Here is a 23,969-nt window from a genome sequence, read left to right on the forward strand (position 1 = left end):
TCGGTTTACTAATTGGATTAGCTGTAGTACTTGCACCGGAAAAAGTTAGTGTTTTTGTTCCTGAATATTCAATAGCATCATTCCCATAGGCATCTACCGCTTTTATACTCAAAGTTTGGGTGGCACCAACTTGTTGACTTGATTGGCCACTGATGACAAAATGAGTAGCAGCATTAGATTTTACCTGAATTGAAAACGCTGATTTAGCTGATATGCTACCAACACTTACCTGGATATTCGCAGTTTCCACTTGGTATAAAATCAAATCTACTTGGGCTATTCCGTTTGTAAATACCACTTGAACGGGTTGACCAAAATCGATTCCAGAAACACTCGGTTTACTAATTGGATTAGCTGTAGTACTTGCACCGGAAAAAGTTAGTGTTTTTGTTCCTGAATATTCAATAGCATCATTCCCATAGGCATCTACCGCTTTTATACTCAAAGTTTGGGTGGCACCAGCTTGTTGACTTGATTGGCCACTGATGACAAAATGAGTAGTTGAGCTAGCATTTACTTGAATCCCTAATAGACTACTAGCTAAAACTCCACTCGATACAACAATGGATGCCTGCTCTGCCCTAAACAAAGTCAAATCCACAGATGCAACTCCTTGATTAAACAATACGACTAAACCTTGATTGAATGTCCCTTTTATATATCGACCTTGAACTGAAGGATTCAATACTGGATTTAAGGAGGCATTGGCCCCTGAAAAAACAAGATTTACATCCGAAAAACCTCCCATAAATCCTGTATCCACATTCCCATAGGCATCCACCGCTTTTATACTCAAGGTCTGGATGGCCCCTACTTGTTGGGTCGCATTTCCACTGGTAACAAAATGAGTAGCAGAGCTAGCATTTACTTGAATGGCCAAAGGTGAACTTGTCTTGATTGTCCCCTCATTTACGGAAATAGACGCAGTTTCCACTTGGTATAAAATCAAATCTACTTGAGCCATTCCGTTCGTAAAAACCAGTTGGACAGGTAGTCCAAAATCTATCCCAGAGACACTCGGTTTACTAATTGGGTTAGTCGTTGTACTTGCCCCAGAAAAAGTTAGCGTTTTTGCTCCTGAATATTCAATAGCCTCATTCCCATAAGCATCTACCGCTTTTATGCTCAACAACTGGGTGCTTCCAGCTTGTTGGGTCGCAGTTCCACTAATCACAAAATGAGTAGCGGGATTAGATATTACCTGAATCGAAAACACTGATTTGGCGGATATGCTACCATCACTTACCTGGATATTCGCCGTTTCCACTTGGTATAAAATCAAATCAACCTGAGCCATTCCGTTCGTGAAAACCACTTGGACAGGTAGTCCAAAATCTATCCCAGAGACACTCGGTTTACTAATTGGGTTAGTCGTTGTACTTGCCCCAGAAAATATCAGTGTTTTTGTTCCTGAATATTCAATAGCACCATTCCCATAAACATCTACCGCTTTTATGCTCAACGACTGGGTACTTCCAGCTTGTTGGGTCGCAGTTCCACTGATGACAAAATGAGTAGCGGGATTAGATATTACCTGAATCGAAAACGCTGATTTGGCTGATATGCTACCATCTGTTACCTGGATATTCGCAGTTTCCACTTGGTATAAAATCAAATCTACTTGAGCCATTCCGTTTGTGAAAACCACTTGAACGGGTTGACCAAAATCTACCGCAGAAACACTCGGTTTACTTATTTGGTTGGTTGTAGTACTTGCCCCAGAAAAAATCAGTGTTTTTGTTCCTGAATATTCAATAGCCTCATTCCCATAGTCATCTAAAGCTTTTATACCCAAAGTCTGCGTTGCTCCAGCTTGTTGAGTTGCAGTCCCACTGATGACAAAATGAGTAGCAGCATTAGATTTTACCTGAATCGAAAACGCTGATTTGGTAGATATGCTACCATCACTTACCTGGATATTCGCCGTTTCCAATTGGTATAAAACCAAATCTACTTGGGCCATTCCGTTCGTAAAAACCACTTGGACAGGTAGTCCAAAATCAACACCTGATACTGTAGGATTTCTTATTGGGTTGGTTGTATTACTTGCCCCAGAAAAAGTCAGTGTTTTTGTTCCTGTATATTCAATAACCTCATTCCCATAGGCATCTACCGCTTTAATTCTCAAAGTCTGAGTAGTTCCTGCTTGCTGAGTCTCATTCCCACTGATGACATTATGAGTTGCTGAACCAGCTTTTACTTGAATGGCTAAAGGTGCTTGGGGTAAAATCACCCCATCAGTTACTGAAATTGAAGCTTTTTCTGCTTTATAAAGTGTTAAGTCGACTAATGCTATTCCTTTGTTAAACAATACCCTTAGACTTTGATTCATTGCTCCAGTTTCATATCGACCTTTAACGACGGGATTCAATACTGGATTATTGGATGCATTGGCCCCTGTGAAAACTAGATTTACATCTGTGAAACCTCCCATAAACCCTGTATCCACATTCCCGTAGGCATCCACAGCTTTTATAATCAACGATTGGGTGCTTCCAACTTGTTGGGTCGCATTTCCACTGATGACAAAATGAGTTGCTGAACTAGGTTTTACTTGAATTGAAAAAGCTGATTTTTCTGAAATAGTACCATCACTTACCTGGATACTCGCCGTTTCCACTTGGTATAAGATCAAATCCACTTGGGCAATTCCGTTCGTGAAAACCACTTGAACGAGTTGACCAAAATCGATTGCAGAAATACTTGGATTTCTAAGTGGATTGCTCGTCGAGCTGGCTCCAGAAAAGATGAGGGATTTCGTACCAGAAAAAAAACTACTGGCTACATTACCATAGATATCTATCTCGCGGATACTTAAAGTCTGTACTCTTCCTGCCTCTTGTTTGTTTAAACCTAGAATTTCAAAATGAGTAAAATTACCAGATATCACTTGTACAGATAAAGGAGAATTCGATGCTATTGTACTATCAGAAACGATTATACTAGCTTGTTCTGCTTTTCTAAGAATTAAATTGACTTCAGCTATCCCTGATACAAAATTCACTTCTATTTCCTCTCCAAAATTGACCCCATTGGCAGTTGGACTATAAATTCCAATGGTAAGGGCTCCTCCAAACCGTAATTTTTTTCTACCTACATAATTTGATTCTGTAAAACCTAATATATTTTTAGCCACTACTCTTACAGGGTATACCGCACCCACATGGACAGCATTTAAACCTTCAAGAACAAAGTAATTATTATCAAAATCTTGAGGAAGTATTTCAACAGGCTCACTGTCTACATAAACTCCATTTTCTGTAGACACATTTAATATATCAGTATTAATATTTTGGCCAGAATATATCATCCCTAAAGCTGTTAAGTCAGCAATACCATCCACAAAATCCGTAGGTTGATCTAATACATTATTTCCTTTTGAACCCAATCCACTAATTACTCCATCTAATGCGGCACTCGTAATGGTTACAGGATTTTTACTTGCGTCAAAATCTAGAACAACATTTCCAAAACCGTCAATTGCTAAAATTTGATTTTCCCCTTTGATAGGTGATTGGTTTTTAAAATTGGGCTCTAATTTAATTTGAAAACTATTCCATGCTCCATTAATAACTTGAATGGAAAAAACATTGGAAACCATTCCAGAATGACTCGCTTGAATAGTTGTTAAACCTGCTGTAAATAACTCCAATTCAACTTGAGCTTTACCTTTGTTAAAGCTTACAGTTATAAGTTCTCCGAAGTTGGACCCATTAACCAAAGCAGGATAATCCAACAATTGAATTTCAAATATAGAAAATGACACATGTTTAGTACCTTGATACGTAAGATCCACTTGACCTTGAGAATCAATGGCTTCGATATTAACAGTCAAATATTCACCTGCCACCGAAGTAGTATTTGTGGAAGTTAATCTGAGCTGAGTTGCAGCTTGACTTTTAGACAAAGCTTGGGAATAAGCAAGTTTTGTGAATTCATCATTTTTGTTAATTCCTGTTGAATAAACTATTTCCGAATGAAAAAGTAAAATCAAAAAAATCAGGTTTGTCAGAATAGCCCAATCTCTAAAAGAATGAGGAATTCTTAATTTATTAGTGGTATACATCGTGATTAGAGCTTCAAAGCTTACACTTTGAATCAAATATTAAATATGTGTTCAGGCAGACATGTAAGGCGACTGAGCGATTAGACTCATGATTTAAACAAATTGATATTCGATTAGAATCATCTCAAATCAATGCCATTGACAGACCGAAGTCCACAAAGCACGATGAACAAACGAGAATACTCTTGTTGTAAAAAAGACCAAAAATGCAAAAATGGATGTACCCAATTTGGGCCAAATGAAGAAGACATGGGATATATTTTAGTGGTTAGATTGCCATTAGGCAATGCTAAACTAGGAAATCACCCGTATGAATCCAATTAATTGGCAAGAAGATTTGTACTCAATTTGGAATGTTGCTTTTGGGTATCTCAATTACACGGGTTTGCATAAAAACTTTTTTTTTATACCTTTGGGACATGATTATGCATTCAACTACTTATTACTACGCTTATTATTACGCAGGATATCCATCCTGCCAATAGGCTATTGTAGGTATAGATTTAATTTAAACTTATTATGAGCCGGCCCAAAGTCGGTTTTTTTGTTTTATGAGCTTCACCATTTCTCCAGCTTCTCGGTTACAAGTTGTACAAGAATACTACTTTTCTACCAAGCTAAAACAGATTGCAGCCTTGAAAGCATCAGGTATCCCTGTGCTTAATCTTGGTATTGGTAGTCCTGACCTAGCACCCTCAGATGTCACCATTCAGGCATTGATTACTAGCGCCCAGAAAAAAGAAAACCATGCCTACCAAGGTTACCAAGGTATTCCTGCTTTGCGTGAAGCTTTTGCTCAATTTTACCAGAAACACTACCAACTAGACTTAAATCCCAATTCCGAAATATTACCTCTAATGGGCTCCAAAGAAGGCATCATGCACATTGCTATGGCATATTTGGAAAAAGGAGATATCACCTTAATCCCCAATCCTGGTTACCCAACCTACCAAGCTGCTTGTGCCCTAACAGGGGCAGAAGTACAAAGTTATGAGCTGTCGGAAGCCAATGGCTGGCTACCTGATTTAGATGCCTTGGCCAAGCGCGATTTATCTCAAGTGAAAATCATGTGGGTCAACTATCCTCATATGCCAACGGGTGCTAAGGCCGATAAAGCATTTTTTGAAAAGCTGCGTGATTTTGCCGTCACTCATTCCATCTTATTGGTCAATGACAACCCGTATAGCTTTATCTTAAATGAAGAACCTATCAGTATGTTAAGTATACCTGGGATGAAAGAGGTGGCCTTGGAATTAAATTCTCTTTCCAAATCCCATAACATGGCGGGTTGGAGAATTGGTGCTGTGATGGGAAAACAAGAATTCTTAGCGCCCATTTTGACTTTTAAATCCAACATGGACTCAGGTATGTTTTTACCTCTTCAAGAAGCCGCGGCGGAAGCATTAAAAGCCGATTCGGCTTGGTTTAAACAACAAAATGAGATTTATGCTGGCCGTCAAAAAGTAGTATTTCAATTGATGGACTTATTAAACTGTAGCTATGATCCGAAACAAAGCGGCATGTTTGTTTGGGCTAAAATTCCCCATACTTATGCTGACGGATATGAGCTTTCCGACAAAATTCTTAGCGAAAATGCCGTCTTCATCACTCCAGGCGGTATTTTTGGAAGTCAAGGAAATAATTACATCCGCATCTCTCTATGTGCCCCCATTTCCCTTTTTGAAACAGCTATCAAGCGCATAAAAACACAGTCGAATGGAATCTAACAAAGTCGTAGGAATATTAGGTATAGGATTAATCGGTGGTTCCATGGCGCTAGGTCTACGTAAAAGTGGATGGGCCAAAGCGTGTATTGGAATTGATACGAATCGCCCGAACCAAAAGAGGGCTTTGGAATTAGGTTTAATCGATCAACTATTACCTTTGGAAGAAGCTTTACAAGTGATTGATATCCTCATTATTGCTACTCCAGTAGATAATTTGGTCGAACAATTACCCAACATGTTGGACCAATTCAACGATAAGCAAATCGTGATCGAAGTGGGTTCAACCAAAAGCCCCATTTACGAGGCGCTAAAAAATCACCCAAGAAGAAAGCAATTTGTGTCTACTCACCCCATGGCTGGAACCGAATTTTCGGGCCCAGAAGCGGCTATTGATGGGCTTTTTGAAGGAAAACGCTGTGTGATTTGTGATCAAGAACTAAGTGATCCAGATGCTGAAAAAACCATTGAGAGTCTATACCAAGACGGTTTACACATGAACTTAATCTATATGGATTCCATCAGCCATGATGTCCATACAGCCTACATTTCCCATATTTCTCACATCTGCTCCTTTGCCTTAGCCAATACCGTGTTGGAAAAAGAGAAAGATGAAAAACGTATTTTCGAATTGGCTTCCACGGGTTTTGAATCAACCGTCCGTTTGGCCAAATCATCTCCTGAAACATGGATTCAAATCTTTCACCAAAATCAAGAAAATTTGATGGATGTATTGGATGAATACATCAACACACTATTGAAATACAAAGGACTGATGCTTTCTGGAAGTTATGAAAAACTCAAAGAGGAATTAGCTAAAGCCAATGACATTGGGCGGATTCTAAACCGTAAATAAAATATAAGCTCCAGACTTCTTGCGATGTCTGGAGCATGTTAGTTGTGCTGATGAAAGCATAATTAAATGTATAGAAAAAAAGGTTTTTACCTATTAATTCGCCTTAGGTGCTCGATATGAATACGGTTTCCACGTATTATTTTGAGGGTTCAAATCAGGAAATACATGATCTGGGTCAATGGTTACTGACTTAATGGGCAAAGTGGTATTAGTCTTAAAATCCCAACTGCCTCCTCGCTGCCAGATCTCCACAGGAAAAGTATAACGCTCCTTTTTACCATCAGATAGTTCTACCTCGACGATTCCCGGCATAACCATTTTATCCAAATTCTTAATCGTCACAATGGCTCCATTGCTAGGATTTTGATCTACATACACCACATCACTGACCGTTTGATCTAACTTCCACAATTCAAAAAACCATTGTCTCCAAAACCAAGTTAAATCCTCCCCTGCTCCATCTTCCATGGCATGGAAAAAGTCGTAAGGAGTCGGGTGTTTAAAGGCCCAGTTCTTGATGTAATTCTTAAATGCATAATCAAAACGGTCAGCACCCAATATTTGCTCACGCAAAATCTTTAATCCAAAACCCGGCTTATTGTAGGCTTCCCATCCTAAGTTTCTAGGTTGAACCACATCAGGAATCGACATGATAGGATCGGCATTTTCTCTAAACATGGCTTTAGCGATTTGATGCATATCAAACTTGCGGTTCTTGTATTCTCCATCGTTGAACGCATCCGTAGAATAAAAATTGATGAAGGTATTAAATCCCTCATCCATCCAAGGAAACTTGCGCTCATTGGTTCCTACGATCATCGGGAACCAGTTATGACCAAATTCATGATCTGTTACCCCCCACAAAGCCGCTGTTTGATCACGAAATCCGCAGAAGATTATTCCCGGATATTCCATGCCGGATACGATACCTGCTACGTTAGTCGCACTAGGATACGTGTACTCATACAACCATTTAGAATAATACTCAATGGACGCTTTTACGTATTCGGTGGATCTTCCCCAAGAATTTTTACCATTGGACTCTTCTGGATAAACGGATATCGCCATGGATTTTTTTCCGCTAGGCAAATTGATTCTGGCCGCATCCATGATAAATGATTTTGATGTTGCAAAAGCCACATCACGGGCATTCTGACATTTAAACTTCCATGTCAAACGGTCTTTCGCTGGTCGAGAAGCTGGATTTTTCACTTCATCTTCCCCACGAATGATTACCGTTGTTTCAGAATTGGCAGCTGCATTCCAACGTTTTACCTGCTCGACGGTAAATACTTCAGATGGATTTAGTAACTCTCCAGAACCCACCACTAAATGCGAAGCGGGTACATTGATGGCATATTCAAAATTGCCATATTCCAAATAAAATTCACCAGCTCCTAAATAAGGAAGTACATTCCAACCCTCAATATCATCGTAGACACACATGCGAGGAAACCACTGGGCTACCTGAAATATCATGCCATTTTTAGTCTCCTGCAAACCCATACGATCAGATCCATTTTTAGGAGAAGTAAATGAATAAACAATCTTGATTTTGGCTTGACCTAGTTTTTCTGCCAAAGGCTGCGCCAAACGAATTTGCATGCGAGTATCTTCCACGATAAATGGAGTTACTTTACCATCTACCAATACGCTTTCAATTTTATAGCCTCCATCAAAACCCACATTGCCAAAACGTCCACCAGAAATAGGAGTCGTTTTACCGCCTCTTGATTGGGTATTAAAGGAATTTTGATCCAATTGTAACCACAAAAAACCTAATTTATCTGGGGAATTGTTTTTGTAAGTAATCTCTACATCTCCTGAAATTTTTCTAGCCTCCTCATCCAAACTCACCTGAATTTTATAATCAGCGGAGTTTTGCCAATAAGATGGCCCTGGAATACCTGCACCCGAACGATAGGGTGAGTTGGATTGATAATTCCATAAAGGGTGAAATAATTCGTAAGCACTATATGTCGACTTTGTCTGGGCATTTGCTGTCCAAGTAATGCTCAATAAAAGACAAGCGTAAGCCAATATTCTATTCATATAAATCATTGTTTTTAAGATTCAAATACAGTTAAATTTTCCGTATCCAGTAATCGTTTATTTAATCCCAAAGCCTTAGGCACCTCATAGTGATAAAAGAACTTCATGGTATGTAACTTATCCTGATAAAACTCCTTATCTAGTGCAGATGGGCTTTCTTCTAAAGCTTTACTAGCCACTGTTCCTTGCTTTAACCACTGCCATGCTACCACAATTAGTCCGAACAATTCCATGTATAAAGTAGAATCAGCTAGGAATAATTCTGGTTTTCCCTCGGCCGCTATTTTTAGTTTATGCATCGTCACTTGACCTAATTTGGCCACTTCTTGCTCTAACTCTTCTGCATATCGCTGAATATTGGCTTGCTTTTTAGCCTCTTCAATATCTTTCTGAATCAAGTTTACCAATAACTTTAAAGCCTTCCCTTGATTGGCTGGAATTTCTCTCCCCAATAAAGTTAAACCATGAATACCGGTAGTCCCTTCGTAAATGGACATAATCCGCACATCGCGAGCCATTTGTTCCAAAGGAAAGTCTTCGGTATATCCATAACCACCTAATACTTGAACTCCCTGATTTACCGCCTGCAATCCCATTTCGGCAGGATAAGTCTTCGCCACTGGCGTCATCAAATTCAATAAAGTATGGTAGTTTTCAGCTTCTTCTCCTGTTAAACATTTGGAATAATCTTCCCACATAAAACTTTGGAATAACAATCCCATGGCTCCTTCTACGATGGTCTTCTGGAAATAAAGCATACGCTGAACATCCGGATGGTTTTTGATCAAAGTGGGTGGTGTTTCTGGGTCTTTATTACTCAACTTACGTCCTTGAGAGCGCTCATTGGCGTATTGTTTGGAGAAATGATAAGCCGCAGAAGCGATATAAGCGCCTCCCATACCTACTCCTAAACGAGCTTCATTCATCATTTGAAACATGTAGGATAGTCCTTTGTTCGGCTCTCCAACCAAATAACCAATGGAATCTCCTTTATCACCGAAAGATAAATGCAATGCCGGCGTTCCTTTTTGACCCATTTTATGGTAAAGTCCCAAAGAAGTCACTTCATTGGAAACCCAAGCTCCATTTTCTTTTCTGCGCTTGGGAACCACAAATAAGGAAATCCCCTTAGTTCCTTTCGGCGCTCCTTCTAATCGAGCTAATACCAAGTGAATAATGTTTTCTGAGAATTGATTATCTCCCCCAGAAATAAATATTTTTTGTCCTTTGATGGAAAAAGTCCCATTGCCTAAATCCTTGGCTTGGGTAGACACATCATTCAGTGAGCTACCTGCCTGTGGTTCGGTCAAACACATGGTTCCTGTCCATCGGCCATTTAACATATTTGGTACATATTCCGCTTTCAATTCCTCGGATCCGAAAGAAGCAATTAAGTGTGCTGCTCCATTGGTTAATCCCGTAAACATGACAATGGAATTACTCGCCGCGCCACGAATAAACTCATGGGCTCCTCCTACTGTACTAGGCAATTGCTGTCCCCCTTTTTCATACGAAAATGTGGCGCCTATCATTCCTGACTCCCCCATTTCTTTAACATAGGCCTCTGTAGATGGATGTACGTGTACCGTTCCATCAATCAATTCAGCAGGATGCCTGTCGGTATCCACAAAATGAGGACGTAAATAGCGTTCAGCAATGGATTCCGCTGAGTCTAATACCATGTCGAACATGTCGGGTGTATAATCCGCAAAATAAGGGTGTGAACATAAGGAACCGAAGTCCAACACTTCTTTTAAAATAAAGTCGAGATTCCGACGATCATATTCTTTTGCCATATAGTAACACATTAGAAATTCAAAAATGCAGAAAAAAAATATATTATGCAAGCATACTAGTTTGTGTTTCTATGAGTCAATTCTCCCGACCTGTATGGATTGCCGGAATAAAGGGTAAAATGAATTTAAAAACGGTTTATGATTAATACACGGGTAAGGTCAATCCCACGTTGTACGGAATCCAAGCAGCAAGTCGGCAATCCCACAATGGGGTATTTTGATGTCGCAATTTGTTGAAATCGATGTAACTAACCAGCTTTTGATACGATTCGGATGGAATCCCTTGATATCTATCTACGAACTTGCGTTCTTTCGATTTTCCAGCGACCATAAAATATCCTAAGACCTGCCGATCTGGCTTGTTTAAACAGGTCAAATTTCCGATGATTTGTGCGGGTATCTTATCAAAAATCCCACCGTCTAAGATGCGCTGATCTTCCTGGCGTTTCCAGTATTGATACGCCAATTTATCGACGTGGTAGACCTCCAGCTGTACATACCATTCAGTAAAATCATCATAGGGAATCGATTCCAAGGGCAAAGCTATTTCTCGTCCATCTAAAAAGGTATCTTCCATTAATATGGGTTGCGTATTTTGGGTTGCCTGCCAGCACTTATTGTAACAAATTGGTACTGGAGCCGGTGGCGGTGGAGGGCTAGGGCAAGTAGTTAAAAACTGAATGAGATCTTGGCGTTTAACAAAATAATAATCTTCCGTTCCGCGGCTATCTTGAATACTGGCCTGCAATTTAAAATTCATGTCCTTCACCTTATCTGCATTTTGATAGGTGGATGTAAAAGTCTTTAGCCCAACAGGTACTGATAGTTGCTGCCAATTCGATGCAATTTCGAGTCCGTCTGCTGTCCTAATTTCTAAGCGATATTTCTTGCCAATCTGACCCTGAAATGTCGCTGGTGTTTGATACATTCCTTTTTGCATCTCTTTTAACGAAATGACTGAGCCAGCTTCATCCACAATCCGTACAGCCGCACCGGGAATCGGCTGCCCCTGAAATTCGGTAGGATCAAATGGCGAGTAAGCAGAAGTATAATTTAAACGAACGGTATAAGGGCCTGCCAAATTTGATATCTCTCCATATACAACAAGGGCGTCACTCAAGTTTTTTGTCTTGAAATCTGTGATTTCCGTCTCACAAGAGAACAAACCCAATAAGCCCAAGAATACCAATAATCTCTTCATCAAAATTTAAAATTATAAGTCAGGGACGGAATTGCTGCACCCAACACGGATAATTGATAGGTGCGCGCTTGGTTTATCAAACCTGTGGATGACCTAAAAAAAATCGAATAGGCGTTTTCTCGGGCTAACAGGTTATAGATGGAAAAATTCCAACTACCCTGCCATCGTTTACCTTCCTTCGGCTCAATCGTAAACCCAATATCCAAACGCATATAATAAGGAATTCGCTCTTGGTTACGCAAGGTGAAACTTGGACTCGAATATCCATCCAACAAGGGCTGAATGGTTGTATTCGTCAAATAGGAATTACCATTGGAGGATGGAGCCAAGCCCGGCCGAGGAAAAATTCCACTCGCATATCCATAATCAAATAAATCATTGAACGCATATACCTTATAGCGGGCGTTCGGATAGGTTATCGGCCGGCCGGAAGTATAAGTAAAATTCGCATTAAAAGAGATTCGTTTGGATAAACGATTATTCAACACAAATTTAAAATTGTGCGGCATATCAAAGTTGGCCGGAAACTCCTTCCCGAAATTGGCTGCCATTTGATTTTCATTGGCTTCAATCAACCGAAACGAGCGTGCATAGGTATAGGAAATCCAACCTGTCAAACGTTTTCCCCGTGCCTTTTTCAAAAAAAACTCAGCCCCATAGGCTCGGCCTTCCCCAACCAATAATTCTGTCTCCACCGTTGGATTCAAATAAATAGCGGCCCCATCGATGTAATCAATAACATGAGATAAACGCTTGTAATATACTTCTGCCGATGCCTCGAAAATGGCATTTTGTGCATTGCTAAAATTCCTAAAAATCCCGATTGAATATTGATCAGCTACTTGTTGGGGTAAATAGGGATTTGAATTCTTCCAAATATCCACAGGCGACACTGCCATGGTATTGGACAATAAATGCATAAACTGCTGCATGCGGTTAAAGCCCATTTTGATGGATGTATTGGTGTCCAATTTTATGGCTAATGACAATCGTGGTTCAAAGCCTCCATAAGATTGAATCACATCACCAGATTGAAAGCTTAACGTGTCTGAAATTGTGTTGATGGCACGGGGTAATCCTGGTTTATAGCGATAAAACTGCTGTGGACCGCGTAATTGATAATAAGCATACCTTAAGCCAACATCCAGGCTGAAGCGCTTATTAATCTGCAGGTTATGCCCAAGGTATACAGACATTTCGCGCGAATATTCCGCTTGCATGGGAAAAGTATTCACGGCAGAATTTATTGTACTTGGCTGAAAAGTCCCAGCATCATTACGGTAAGCTGTATATTCTACTCCAAGATCACTCCTTCCCCACTTTTTCAAATCAAGGCTGAGGTCTTCACGCAGAGTTTTTTGAGCAATCGACGGTCGCCAAATAAACTCATAGCCCGATTTCAAGCCCTCAATACCATAAGCGTATTCACTCGCAAAGGCAGTGAAATGATGTGACCAATTTCGCCATAGAGCAAAGTGTTGAAAGCTTAAGGTCTTGGTTTGCCAAGCATACAAAGTATCTGCTGCAAATTTGAACCCGTCATTACTCACATAAGTAGATAAGGAAAAGCGTTGGTTATTACCGATGCGGTGGGTTAATTTGACATTGACATCATAAAAATTAGCTCTACTTTTTTGAAGTGCTGGATTGGGAAAATAACCCAAATAAAAATCTGAAAGCGACCCACGGGCACCCAAAATCAAGGACGTTTTCCCCTTACTCAATGGCCCATCTACTAGCAGCCGACTGGAAATGGGACTAATTCCCCCTTGAATTTGCCATTTATCAAAATCACCTTCTTTCATGCGCACATCTAACACGGAAGAAGCACGACCTCCATACTTACTTGGAATACCTCCTTTGTACAAACTCAAATCTTGCACCAAGTCGGCATTAAAACTCGTAAAAAAACCAAATAAATGGGAAGTATTAAACAGCGGCACTCCATCTAGCAAGACCAAATTTTGATCCACATTACCACCTCGCACGTTAAAACCAGAAGCTCCCTCTCCAACGGTCGAGACACCTGGAAGCAACATGATGCTTCGAATCACATCTGCCTCTCCCATCAAATTGGGCAATTTTTTCAGCGTCTTACTGGTCATCTTTTCCACCCCCATCAAGGTTCTGCTCACATTGGCATCAGACTTCTCCTCCGATATGACCACTTCATCTAACATTTGTTCCGACTTCTCTAAATAAACCGAAATTCGTATATTTTCTTTTAGGTCAATTTTAGCTGTTTTATATTTATACCCAAGGCTGCGAAAAACGGCTCCGTAGGAACGAGAGGGAAGTGATAATGAAAAATGTCCAGAAGAATCTGTTCTTGCTCCAATTGTAAGACCGGAAAAAAAGATAGAAGCCCCTTCGATAGGAGTCTTTGTTTCGTTATCTTGGATCGTTCCTGAAAATATGAAATTCCCATTTTTTTGACCCAAGGTGGCGAAGGATAATAGAAAACAATACACCAGTAATACCTGTTTCATCGCTTCTGATTTCGTAAAATCAAAACTCCTTTTGCTTGTTTCCAAGCAGGGTCAAAACTTCCTTCTGGGAATTTTGCGACGGCATGACTGCCTAAAGCGATATCCACGTCTCCATCCCCGTCTAGATCACCTACATCCATCACCGACCAGCGACCAAGATGCTGTATAGGTAAACTCTTTGTCTGGAAAGTATTTCCCATATTTTCCAAATACAAAAATCCTTCTTCGCTTCGCTTCTGAACATCCGGAAAAAGAGCAATAGAAACTAAATCTTGATCTCCATCCATATCAAAATCAGAGGCCAGTACTTTCGTGGCGCCATTTTGAGGAAAAAATGCGCTCTGTTTAAACTGATAATTTCCTTGATTCCTGAATACATATATACCATGATAAGGCTTCAAAACCGTTGAAAAATCTGCATTGTCTCCAGCTGTACATACAATATCCCAATCTCCATCTTGATCCAAATCCGCGATATCAAAAGAACTAGTTCCATAAATAGGAGGAAAACGCAATAGGATTTTACGACGAAACTGTAGCTTACCTTGGTTCAAATACAGGATTATACGCTCATCTCCTTGAGCAAACAAAGCCAACAAATCTTGTTTCCCGTCTTGGTTAAAATCTTTTATAATAACTCGAGTAGCCCCAGTTTGCGCCTCCACTACTTGTTGCGCCCAAGCCCCTGTTTTCCCTTTTTTCCAAATGGACAAGCCCCCCACTTGAAAGCCAAATTCACAAGACACCAACTCCTCTTCAGAATCTTCATCCATATTGGCAGCACTCACTTGCAATGGCCTATTTAAGTTTATCAAATCCTGTTGATTGACCAGCGATTTGTTGGAAGCCAATGTCACCAATTGGCTTACACCATTCACATCGGGATTCGCCTGGGTGGTTGTACCAATGTAGGTGAAACGGTATTTTCCAGCACTCCCATCCACATGAGTTAGTGCATTTTGATCTTTCCATTGTTGGATGGCTTTCCCTTGCTTGTCTAAGAGCCAAATGATACGGTTCGATTGGTCTCCTGCGATAATCTGTCGATGAGCCTCATCTATTTTTATTGCTGTATAATTAGGGAAAGTTCCTCCTTCCAATTTTACAGGTAAATCTTCTACGGTAAACAGGTTTTTAAGTGGTGTAACTGGATTAGGTTTTGTTTCAGGAAATTTAGCTGTAGATTCCGCTAAATAGTAAGCCTTTATCTTATCCCAATCTTCGTCGGAAATGAGCGCTTGGGGAGATTTTAAAATAGCATAATCTGATAAAGGTTTCTGCAATTGATCTATTTCTTTCTGAACCCCCATAAGTGTTCCCATGTAGGGCAAAGTACTGTATTTCCAGACATTGTTGGGTAATACATCAGGACTTGGCAATGCATGGCAAGTAGCACAATGTTTTTGGGCTAATGCCTTACCTTCGGCCACTTGTGTATCTTGACAACTCCAAGTAAAAAATGAAATATACAAGAATATTAACCCAAGCAATAACCTAAACCCACTGGGAAAAATCCGAAAAACGAGAAGCTTCTTTTGGTTTAGCCCCATAGCTTATTTCAGCTTTTTGAATATTTGCAATTGGTCGTTATTCCTACTCACTAAATATAAAAGTCCCTTCACCGTTTTGATTGGCTTGATATCTCGTATGTCGCCCTCTAAGAGTAAACCTGTATCGGTTGGAACCAAGGCTTTAAAATCTCCTCGACCATTTCCGGCCAAAATCAGTCCAAAGAATGCGTCATATCGAGCCTGATACATGGATGCTCCATTAAAATTTCCACCTATAATCACATCTAAATTCCCATCCTGATTCACATCCTCGGTCTTGATCACCATGATTTTGGATACTTGGGCCAGGCTTGGCAAATCTTTTCTTTTAAACTTACCTCCCCCTAGATTTTCCACGTAAATGGATTCAAAGGTATTAATTCGTTTTTCGAGAGCTCCTTCCAGCTCCTCCTTTTCAAATAGTTCATCAATGCTTAAACCCGCAAATTTCTTATAATCTGTAAAGCGTTTATTGATGATGCTTGGAATCTGTTTCCCCATTTCATCTTTACTGTTGATCGGATACCAGGTATCTTTTCCAGCTCGGTTATAGGAAACAATATGTTCTTTGGTTTCATTATGGTCTATATCCTTAATCAACATCTTCAGCTCTCCACCCGGATCACGTCGTAGCTTGGAATTGGTTCCCAAATTACCCACCACTAAATCCATATCACCATCTTTGTCGAAATCTCCCACACTTAATCCTCCCCAGAAGCCTGTCAAATCCGACAATTCATTTTCCTTCAATGTCAGTTTTCCGCGGTCATAATAAAACATTTTGATCGGCATCCAATCTCCGATGACCACCAAATCTTGATCCCGGTCATTGTCTAAGTCAACCCACACGGCTTCACTAATCATCCCTGCTTCACGTAATTCTGGAGCTAGTTGCTGAGTTTTGTCTGCAAATTTTCCCTTTCCATCGTTGATTAATAAATAGGATTTAGGAGAAAGCCCATATTGATAAGCCAATACCCGCCCACCTACAAACAAGTCTATATCTCCATCTCGGTCAAAGTCGATAGGTCGAACAACCGATTTATTATCATACATAGGAGGCAAAGCCTTTGTATTTCGCGTAAAGTTCCCCTTACCGTCATTGATGTACAAACGATCAAATTGCTCAGGCATGTTGTCATAAAACTCATTACCCCCACTAACCACGTACAAATCTTGGTCTTTGTCTCCATCCGCATCAAAAAACAAGGCATCCACATCCTCTTGCAAAGAATCTGCTAAAAAGGCTGTTTGTTTTGAAAGCACAAATCCTGTACTTTTTTGAAGGAACAATTGTCCCGCTTGGTATTTGGCACCTCCTACATAAAAGTCCTCTAATCCATCCCCATTGACATCACCAAGGGCTAATTTAGGTCCCTCGATGGAGACTTTGAAAGGAATCAATAATTCACGGTTAAAGTCGAAATAGGTATTTTCTTGATGCTTGTAAGGAATATTCATAACCTTACTCAGCTCTTCAAAAAGGGGCTTAGGCTTGGTCACAAATGAAAAATCTTTTACCCAGGTAGTCGCATTTTTTTGTTCGACTGTCAAGGTCGTATTAATGCTAGGCTTGGTCAAGATTTGCATTTTTTCGTTCTCCCAAATGACCAATACCGAGTCTATTTGAGTTTGTTTTCCTATTCCAAACAACAGACTTGGCTCCACTGAACTCATGAATCCTCGAGTGGGCACTAACTGTTGTAATTGCTGCCCGTCCTTGGTCTTTAGAATAACTTTAGCTCCTACCCCAAAAGTGTTTTTATCTGAGCCCTTGAATTTAATTTTGATGTAATTATTCTTTAATAATTGTCGGGCATTATTTTGATAAATTCCTGCAGCCTCATTCAAGTTATTGGTGATTAAATCCAAATCGCCATCATTATCTAAATCCGCATAGGAACTACCATTGGAAATACTAGCTGCTTCAAATCCCCAAGCGGTAGATTTATCCTTAAAACGTAAATCTTTAGAACCTTGGAAAAGGTAATTATGCCACTTTCCGCTGGGCATTAAATCGATGGCCTTTTGATCCAACTGATGTGAAGTGGGTAAGCCATAATGCAAAGAATCTCCAATAACAAATTTGAGATAATCTAAGTCATTCGGTCTGCGTAAAATACCATTGGAAACAAAGATGTCTTTGATGCCATCTCCATCGTAATCGGCCATCAAAGTACTCCAAGACCAGTCGGTGGCAGCTACCCCCGAAGAAACAGCCACATCACTAAATTTCTCCCCACCCATGTTCAGCTGTAAGCAGTTGCGACTATACTGATTGAAATAGCCAAATTGTAATTTGTATAAATAAATATCTAATGGGTCTTCTCCTACAGATGATTTTTCTACTTTTTCGTCTTCTGGGTACATATCCAGCGTCATAATATCTTGGTATCCGTCGTTGTTGATATCCGCAATATCAGATCCCATAGAAAAACGACTTAAATGCTTAAAATGCTCTTTGATACCCTCATGAAAAGTACCATTTTTCTGGTTGATGTAGTAGTAATCATCTTCATGAAAATCATTACTTACATAGATATCCATCCAACCATCATTATTCAAATCAGCCACTGATATTCCTAAACCATAGCCCATAGCGGCTTGGTAAATTCCTGCTTCTTTGGACACATCCACAAAACGCCCACCATCATTTCGGTATAAATAATCCCCCGCCTCATTGTCTTTCAGCATACGGGTATTGACACGGTCATAAGAACGTGTATTATGAACGGCATGATTCAATAAATAACAATCCAGATCCCCATCTTTGTCATAATCGAAAAAAGCAGCTTGCGTAGAAAAGCCTGTGAAATCCAAACCAAACTGACTCGCTTTTTCCGTAAATGTTAGGTCTCCATTATTGATGTACAATTCATTGGAACCTTCCATTCCTTTGAAATTACCTACGGCACAAACATAAATATCCAGCAAACCATCACCATTCACATCGGCCATGCTGACACCCGTTTTCCAATCCGAAAACCCTTCGATACCTGCCTTTTGAGAGATATCCTCAAACTGCATGTTGCCTTTGTTCAAATACAATTTACTTTTTCCTTGATTTGATACAAAAAACAGATCCACCAATCCATCATTATTGATGTCGCCAGATGCCACACCACCTCCATTATAAAAATAGAGGTAATCTAAAATATTAAAATCTTTGGTTTCTGTAATTTGATTGGTGAAGTTGATGTTGGTTTGACTAGGTTCCAATTTCTCAAACAAGACCACATCGGAATCATTCGTCCGACAAGCGAACAAGATACAAGATAAAAAAAGGGCTACTAAGGCTTTATTCACTACTTTCATGTATAAAAAACAGGTCATTTATTCCATTGAAACAACTGAGCGGCTTCATTGTTTTTGGCTAAAACCAGCAATATTCCTTGTTTTGCTGATTTAATTTTGGCCATATTTCGAACCTGGCCTAAGGTCTTAAATCCAGAATTTTTAGATGTAAGCACATCGAATTTACCTTGACCTTTTCCCAAAAGAAGAAGGCCATAATTGGCATCAAACCTTCCCCATTCAGGAAGAGTATCAAAGAAATTTCCAGCCAAGAGTATGTCCAGTTTGCCATCTTGATTAAAGTCTCCGGTTTCTATCGCTTTAATGGGAGAAAACTGTGCCTCCACCGGCATGGCAACAAGCGTAAAATTGCCTTTGCCATCATTCATCATAAATGAGGAAGAGGTCGTGGTAATTTGTTTGGTCACCATATCTTGTCTTTGATCTTCATCAAACAATTCTTCTATGGTCTTATTGGCATAATCCTTGTACTTGATAAATTTCTTTTTAATCAATGGCAAAGCACGTTGAATTTCACCTTTAAGCACCATCGGATAGGTGTTACCATCTTCTGTGATGCATGAAATGATTTGCTCATAGCTACCATTTTTGTCAAAATCGTTCACATGTAAAAAGGCGGGTTTCTCTAGCGTAGCTTTGATCTTGGCGTTCAATCCCATATTACCTAGGATTAAATCCATATCTCCATCACCATCAATATCCGCTGACTTCATCGAACTCCATAAACCTGCTGTGCCCTTTGTTTCTTCCATCAAGCTAAGCTGTCTTCCTCGTTCATTTTTAAATACCTTAATGGCACCCCAATCTTGCGCTACTACTAAATCAACATAACGATCTCCATCCACATCCACCCACTCAGCATCGGTCACCATTCCTAATTCAGACACCTGGGGCATATAGCGCTTACTTTGATTTTTGAATCCACCTGTACCGTCGTTGATATACAGATTACTCACGGGATTCAATCCGTATTTTGCCGAAAGCATGCGGGTACCTACAAATAAATCGAGGTCTCCATCTTGGTCAAAATCTCCTGCTGCTACAGATGACCCATTTTCATTAATTGCTGGAAAGCGAGTATCTCGTTTAAACTGGCCTTTGCCATTGTTTAAATACAATAAATCATGCAATTCAGGTGCATTGATCTCAAATTCATTACTGCCTGTTACCACGAACAAGTCTAAGTCGCCATCTTTATCCGCATCAAAAAACAGCGCATCTGTATTTTCGGTGGTTCTGTCAAAAGCAAAATCGGCTTGTTGAGATTCTTTAAATGCACCAGAGAATTGCTGGATAAATAGTTTTTTATCCTGACCAGCCGCACCCCCTAAATAAATGTCGTCCAGTCCATCTCCATTCACATCTCCCACAGCCATGGCTGGTCCCATGGTAGAAAACTTTTGCTTCAATAATACGTCTCGGTCGTAGTCGTTAAAAATACTTTCTTGATGTAGATAATTCAAATTACCAGAAGTCACATCTGCAAAAAGCAAATGCCTATTAGCTTCCTTCATGGACCACTTATCCTTGGCAGCTGATTGATTCAAAACGACTAACTGATCCACTTTGACTGACTTAATCACCTGATATGAATCATCGGGCCAAACTACTTTTAGCGAATCAATTATTGATTTATTTCCGAGCCCAAAGACCATTTGATGGTCACATGAAGACTGAAAGCCCCGGTTAGGCATTTGTTGCAAAATTTTGGTTTGACCTTGCTGATAAACCGTCACCGTAGCGCCAATTCCATTTAAATTTTTTGCTTTGCCTTTGAGTGCAACGCGTAAAAAATGGTGCTTCAGCTTTTCGGTTGATTTATTTTTATAAACAGACAAAGGGGAATTCACGTTATTCACAACCAAATCCAGATCCCCATCATTATCTAAATCTCCATAGGCCGAACCGTTGGAAAATCCAGGACCTTCTAAACCCCAAGCTTTCACTTGATTGGTAAATTTTAGCTCACCCTGATTTTGGTAGGCATAATTAGGAATCGGTACTGAGGATATCTTATCGGTAAATTCTTTATAGTCAAATTTCTTCCCATTCAGCATTTGTTGCATGGTGTTTCGGTCACCTAGAAAATCGACAAAATCCTGATCTGTCAAATCTTTGGCGATTCCATTGGCCACAAAGATGTCTTTTTTGCCATCATTGTCCATGTCAAAAATCAATGCTCCCCAGCTCCAATCCGTGGCATGTACTCCTGACAATTGGCCAATTTCACTGAAGGTTCCATCCCCATTATTTAAATGTAGGTTGTTGCGCATGTATTGATGCCAAAAACCTTGTTTCAGCTTCAGTTCCATGAGGTTATAGCCTTCAAAAATACTGGTCGTTTTTAAGCGACGATCATCCCCTGGCAGCATATCAGTTACAAAAATATCCAGGTTACCATCGTCATTGATATCCGCAATATCTGCTCCCATAGAGCTTAAGCTAATGTGGGGCATTGATTTCTCTAAGTCTTCTTTGAAAGTGCCATCCTGTTGATTGATGTACAAATAATCCCTTTCATAAAAATCATTGGATATATATATATCTGGCCAATTGTCATTGTTGACATCGCCAATGGTGATTCCTAATCCAAAGCCAATCAAACTTCCATAAATACCTGCTTCTTCTGAAACATCGGTGAATTTGATTTGACCTTCACTATCATTTCTAAATAGCTTATCTCCCCCCAATTTATCGCGTTGTTCACGCAAATTCATATATCCCAATTTACCAATAGGCGTAAAACTATTGTTGAGCAAATACATATCTAAATCTCCATCGCGGTCATAGTCAAAAAATGCCGCATGGGTAGAAAACCCACCATCCTCAAGTCCTGCCTCTTTGGCTATTTCTTTGTATTGGGGAATCCCCGCTTTAATGCCTTGATTCAAATATAATTGGTTCCCTCGTTGATCTCTGGAACCTGAGTTACACACATAAATATCCATCAGACCATCGCCATTGATATCGGCAAAAGTAACACCTGTAGACCAAAACTTTTTTCCGCTAATGCCTGCTTTTTGAGTAATATCCTCAAAATGCATATTGCCTTGATTGAGGTATAATTTATTGTCTTCAAAATTAGATGTCACAAATAAATCAGACAATCCATCATTATTAACATCTCCGATGGCAACGCCTCCACCATTATAAAAATTTCTGTAATTAAAGATATTGAAATCTTTTCTGTCCAAACTTCGATTGACAAAATCGATCCCCGTTTCGGAAGCAGGTAGTTCTTCGAATAGCGTGTCTTCTTTGGTAGAACAAGAAAACAGGACGATTGAAAAAGAAAAAAACAGGAAATACTGCTTCATGCTTAAGGATTTCTAATTAGGGCTGCAAATTACAAAGGGAATAGACAGAATAAAATAAAAAGGCAGAACCAGGGGCTCTGCCTTTTTATCAACAAATGATAAATTAATACCCAGGGTTTTGTTTCAACAATGGGTTCGCGTCAATACGTGGTTGAGGTATTGGGAATAATTCACGCGATTTATCCGTTACTTTCATGAATTTACGAACTTGAGAGAAAGTTCCGAAACGAATCATATCGTTACGTCTCCATCCTTCCCAAGCAAATTCACGTCCACGCTCAGCTAAAATGTCTTCAGCTGTAACCGCTTTTAATGGATCTACGCCAGAACGAGTTCTGATGCTATTCAAGTCAGCTAATGCTTGAGCTGTATTTCCTAAACGGAAAGCAGCCTCAGCACGCATCATGATGGCATCTGCCAAACGGAAAACAACATAGTCATTTGACTGGTCACCATTCGGGTTATTGCGTTGGATCTCATATTTCTGAGAACGAATACCCGCAATTTGGAACTCAGGATCCGCATCCGTCATCTGATCTTTTTGGAAATCAGCAACGAAAGCCAACGGTGCTCCTTTAGCGTCCGTCAAAGGAGCTCCAGATGCAGCAAATTGTTGACCTTTGATCCACATCGATTGACGTAAATCTTTGGATTCAAACGAGTTATAAAAATCTGCTAACGTACAGAAACCATTCCAAGGCGAGTTACCTAAACCGTATGTCTGCTGATTCGCATAGTGTAGTGTTCTCATTTGGAAGTTCATACCACCTGCTTTGAAGCTATCGAAAGGAATAGTCCAAATATTCTCTCCTGAACCTTGGTTCTGAACGATGAAGTTTGAAGCCGTAGAAGATGATAAGCTGTAATTGTTAGTCGATTTAATAACTGCATCAGCAGCATTATAAGCACCTTGCCAATCCGCAGTTCCAGAATAAACCGCAGCGTTCAACTTCAACTTAGCTAGCAACATGGTCGCTGCATCTTTTGTCATACGAGAATATGCCTTACCTGCAACTAAATTAGGAATCGAAGATTCCAATTCAGACTTGATGAAAGCGTATACTTGAGCACGTGGCTTAGTATCACTTTTCGAAGTAGGGTCGGTGATAATAGGTACATTACCAAATGCGTCAATGGCCATGAAGTAATAGAATGCACGGATAGCACGAAGCTCATCTACTGCTTTCTGATTTGTTTTTACTACTGGAATCAATTGGTTCACTTGGGAAATGTTACCAAAAATGAATCCCCACATACCGTTGATAGGACCGTGTTGTGGAGTCCAAGTATGGCGAGAATAAGCTAACCAGTCTCCACCATCATACCAGTCACCACCACGGGTAGGTACAATTAACTCATCTGAAGACGCTTCACTAGGATTGAACCAATCCCATGTAATACCTCTCAAACCTCCATAAGCAGGTCCAAGTGCCGCTGCAATCTGTGCATCCGTTTTCAAGAATTGATCTGCCGGAATAGCATCATACACTGGCTCAGTTAAATCTGTACAAGACGATAGGGCTAACGATGAAATTACACCTACTGAAAGTACTTTATATATGTATTTTTTCATATTTCAATAATATTAATTAATGTCTATAAC

General features: G+C 39.9%; 12 protein-coding genes. 2 read left to right on the plus strand and 10 right to left on the minus strand.

Annotated features, from left to right (window positions below; genetic code table 11):
* Together G9H65_RS07950 and G9H65_RS13465 are read right to left on the minus strand one after the other, a co-directional pair.
* Positions 1–3,907 (minus strand): hypothetical protein (locus G9H65_RS07950; RefSeq protein ID WP_166374820.1); only part of this gene is annotated, 3,907 nt, incomplete at its 3' end.
* A 278-nt stretch (positions 3,908–4,185) separates the two neighbouring features.
* Complete coding sequence (locus G9H65_RS13465; protein ID WP_262887530.1) at positions 4,186–4,317, minus strand: hypothetical protein; 132 nt, start codon at positions 4,315–4,317, stop codon at positions 4,186–4,188.
* Between the two features lie 300 nt (positions 4,318–4,617).
* On the opposite strand from G9H65_RS13465, the gene G9H65_RS07955 reads away from it, so the two are divergent.
* Complete coding sequence (locus G9H65_RS07955; protein WP_166374821.1) at positions 4,618–5,793, plus strand: pyridoxal phosphate-dependent aminotransferase; 1,176 nt, start codon at positions 4,618–4,620, stop codon at positions 5,791–5,793.
* Positions 5,783–6,646, plus strand: a complete 864-nt coding sequence (locus G9H65_RS07960) for a prephenate dehydrogenase (protein ID WP_166374822.1) — start codon at positions 5,783–5,785, stop codon at positions 6,644–6,646. The genes G9H65_RS07955 and G9H65_RS07960 overlap by 11 nt, the downstream gene beginning before the upstream one ends.
* A 93-nt stretch (positions 6,647–6,739) precedes the next feature.
* Here G9H65_RS07960 and G9H65_RS07965 read toward each other — a convergent pair whose 3' ends face one another.
* From G9H65_RS07965 to G9H65_RS08000, 8 genes are all read right to left on the minus strand, one after another.
* A complete protein-coding gene (locus tag G9H65_RS07965) occupies positions 6,740–8,698 on the minus strand; it encodes a M1 family metallopeptidase (RefSeq protein WP_166374823.1) in 1,959 nt (652 codons plus the stop codon).
* Between the two features lie 14 nt (positions 8,699–8,712).
* Positions 8,713–10,494: an acyl-CoA dehydrogenase gene (locus tag G9H65_RS07970; protein ID WP_166374824.1), complete on the minus strand. Its 1,782-nt coding sequence runs from the start codon at positions 10,492–10,494 to the stop codon at positions 8,713–8,715.
* Between the two features lie 142 nt (positions 10,495–10,636).
* On the minus strand, positions 10,637–11,695 hold the full coding sequence (locus G9H65_RS07975; RefSeq protein ID WP_166374825.1) for a DUF4249 domain-containing protein: 1,059 nt from the start codon (positions 11,693–11,695) through the stop codon (positions 10,637–10,639).
* On the minus strand, positions 11,695–14,184 hold the full coding sequence (locus G9H65_RS07980; protein ID WP_166374826.1) for a TonB-dependent receptor: 2,490 nt from the start codon (positions 14,182–14,184) through the stop codon (positions 11,695–11,697). Before G9H65_RS07980 ends, G9H65_RS07975 begins: the two co-directional genes overlap by 1 nt.
* Positions 14,181–15,656, minus strand: coding sequence for an FG-GAP repeat domain-containing protein (locus G9H65_RS07985; protein WP_166374827.1), 1,476 nt, complete (start codon positions 15,654–15,656; stop codon positions 14,181–14,183). Before G9H65_RS07985 ends, G9H65_RS07980 begins: the two co-directional genes overlap by 4 nt.
* 81 nt (positions 15,657–15,737) lie before the next feature.
* Positions 15,738–19,049, minus strand: a complete 3,312-nt coding sequence (locus G9H65_RS07990; RefSeq protein WP_166374828.1) for a VCBS repeat-containing protein — start codon at positions 19,047–19,049, stop codon at positions 15,738–15,740.
* A 14-nt stretch (positions 19,050–19,063) separates the two neighbouring features.
* Positions 19,064–22,366, minus strand: coding sequence for a VCBS repeat-containing protein (locus G9H65_RS07995; protein ID WP_166374829.1), 3,303 nt, complete (start codon positions 22,364–22,366; stop codon positions 19,064–19,066).
* A gap of 103 nt (positions 22,367–22,469) precedes the next feature.
* A complete protein-coding gene (locus G9H65_RS08000) occupies positions 22,470–23,939 on the minus strand; it encodes a RagB/SusD family nutrient uptake outer membrane protein (protein ID WP_166374830.1) in 1,470 nt (489 codons plus the stop codon).
* Between the last annotated feature and the right edge of the window lie 30 nt (positions 23,940–23,969).

This window comes from Aquirufa ecclesiirivi (genome assembly GCF_011250515.1).
In the GTDB taxonomy this organism is placed as follows: Bacteria; Bacteroidota; Bacteroidia; order Cytophagales; family Spirosomataceae; genus Aquirufa; species Aquirufa ecclesiirivi.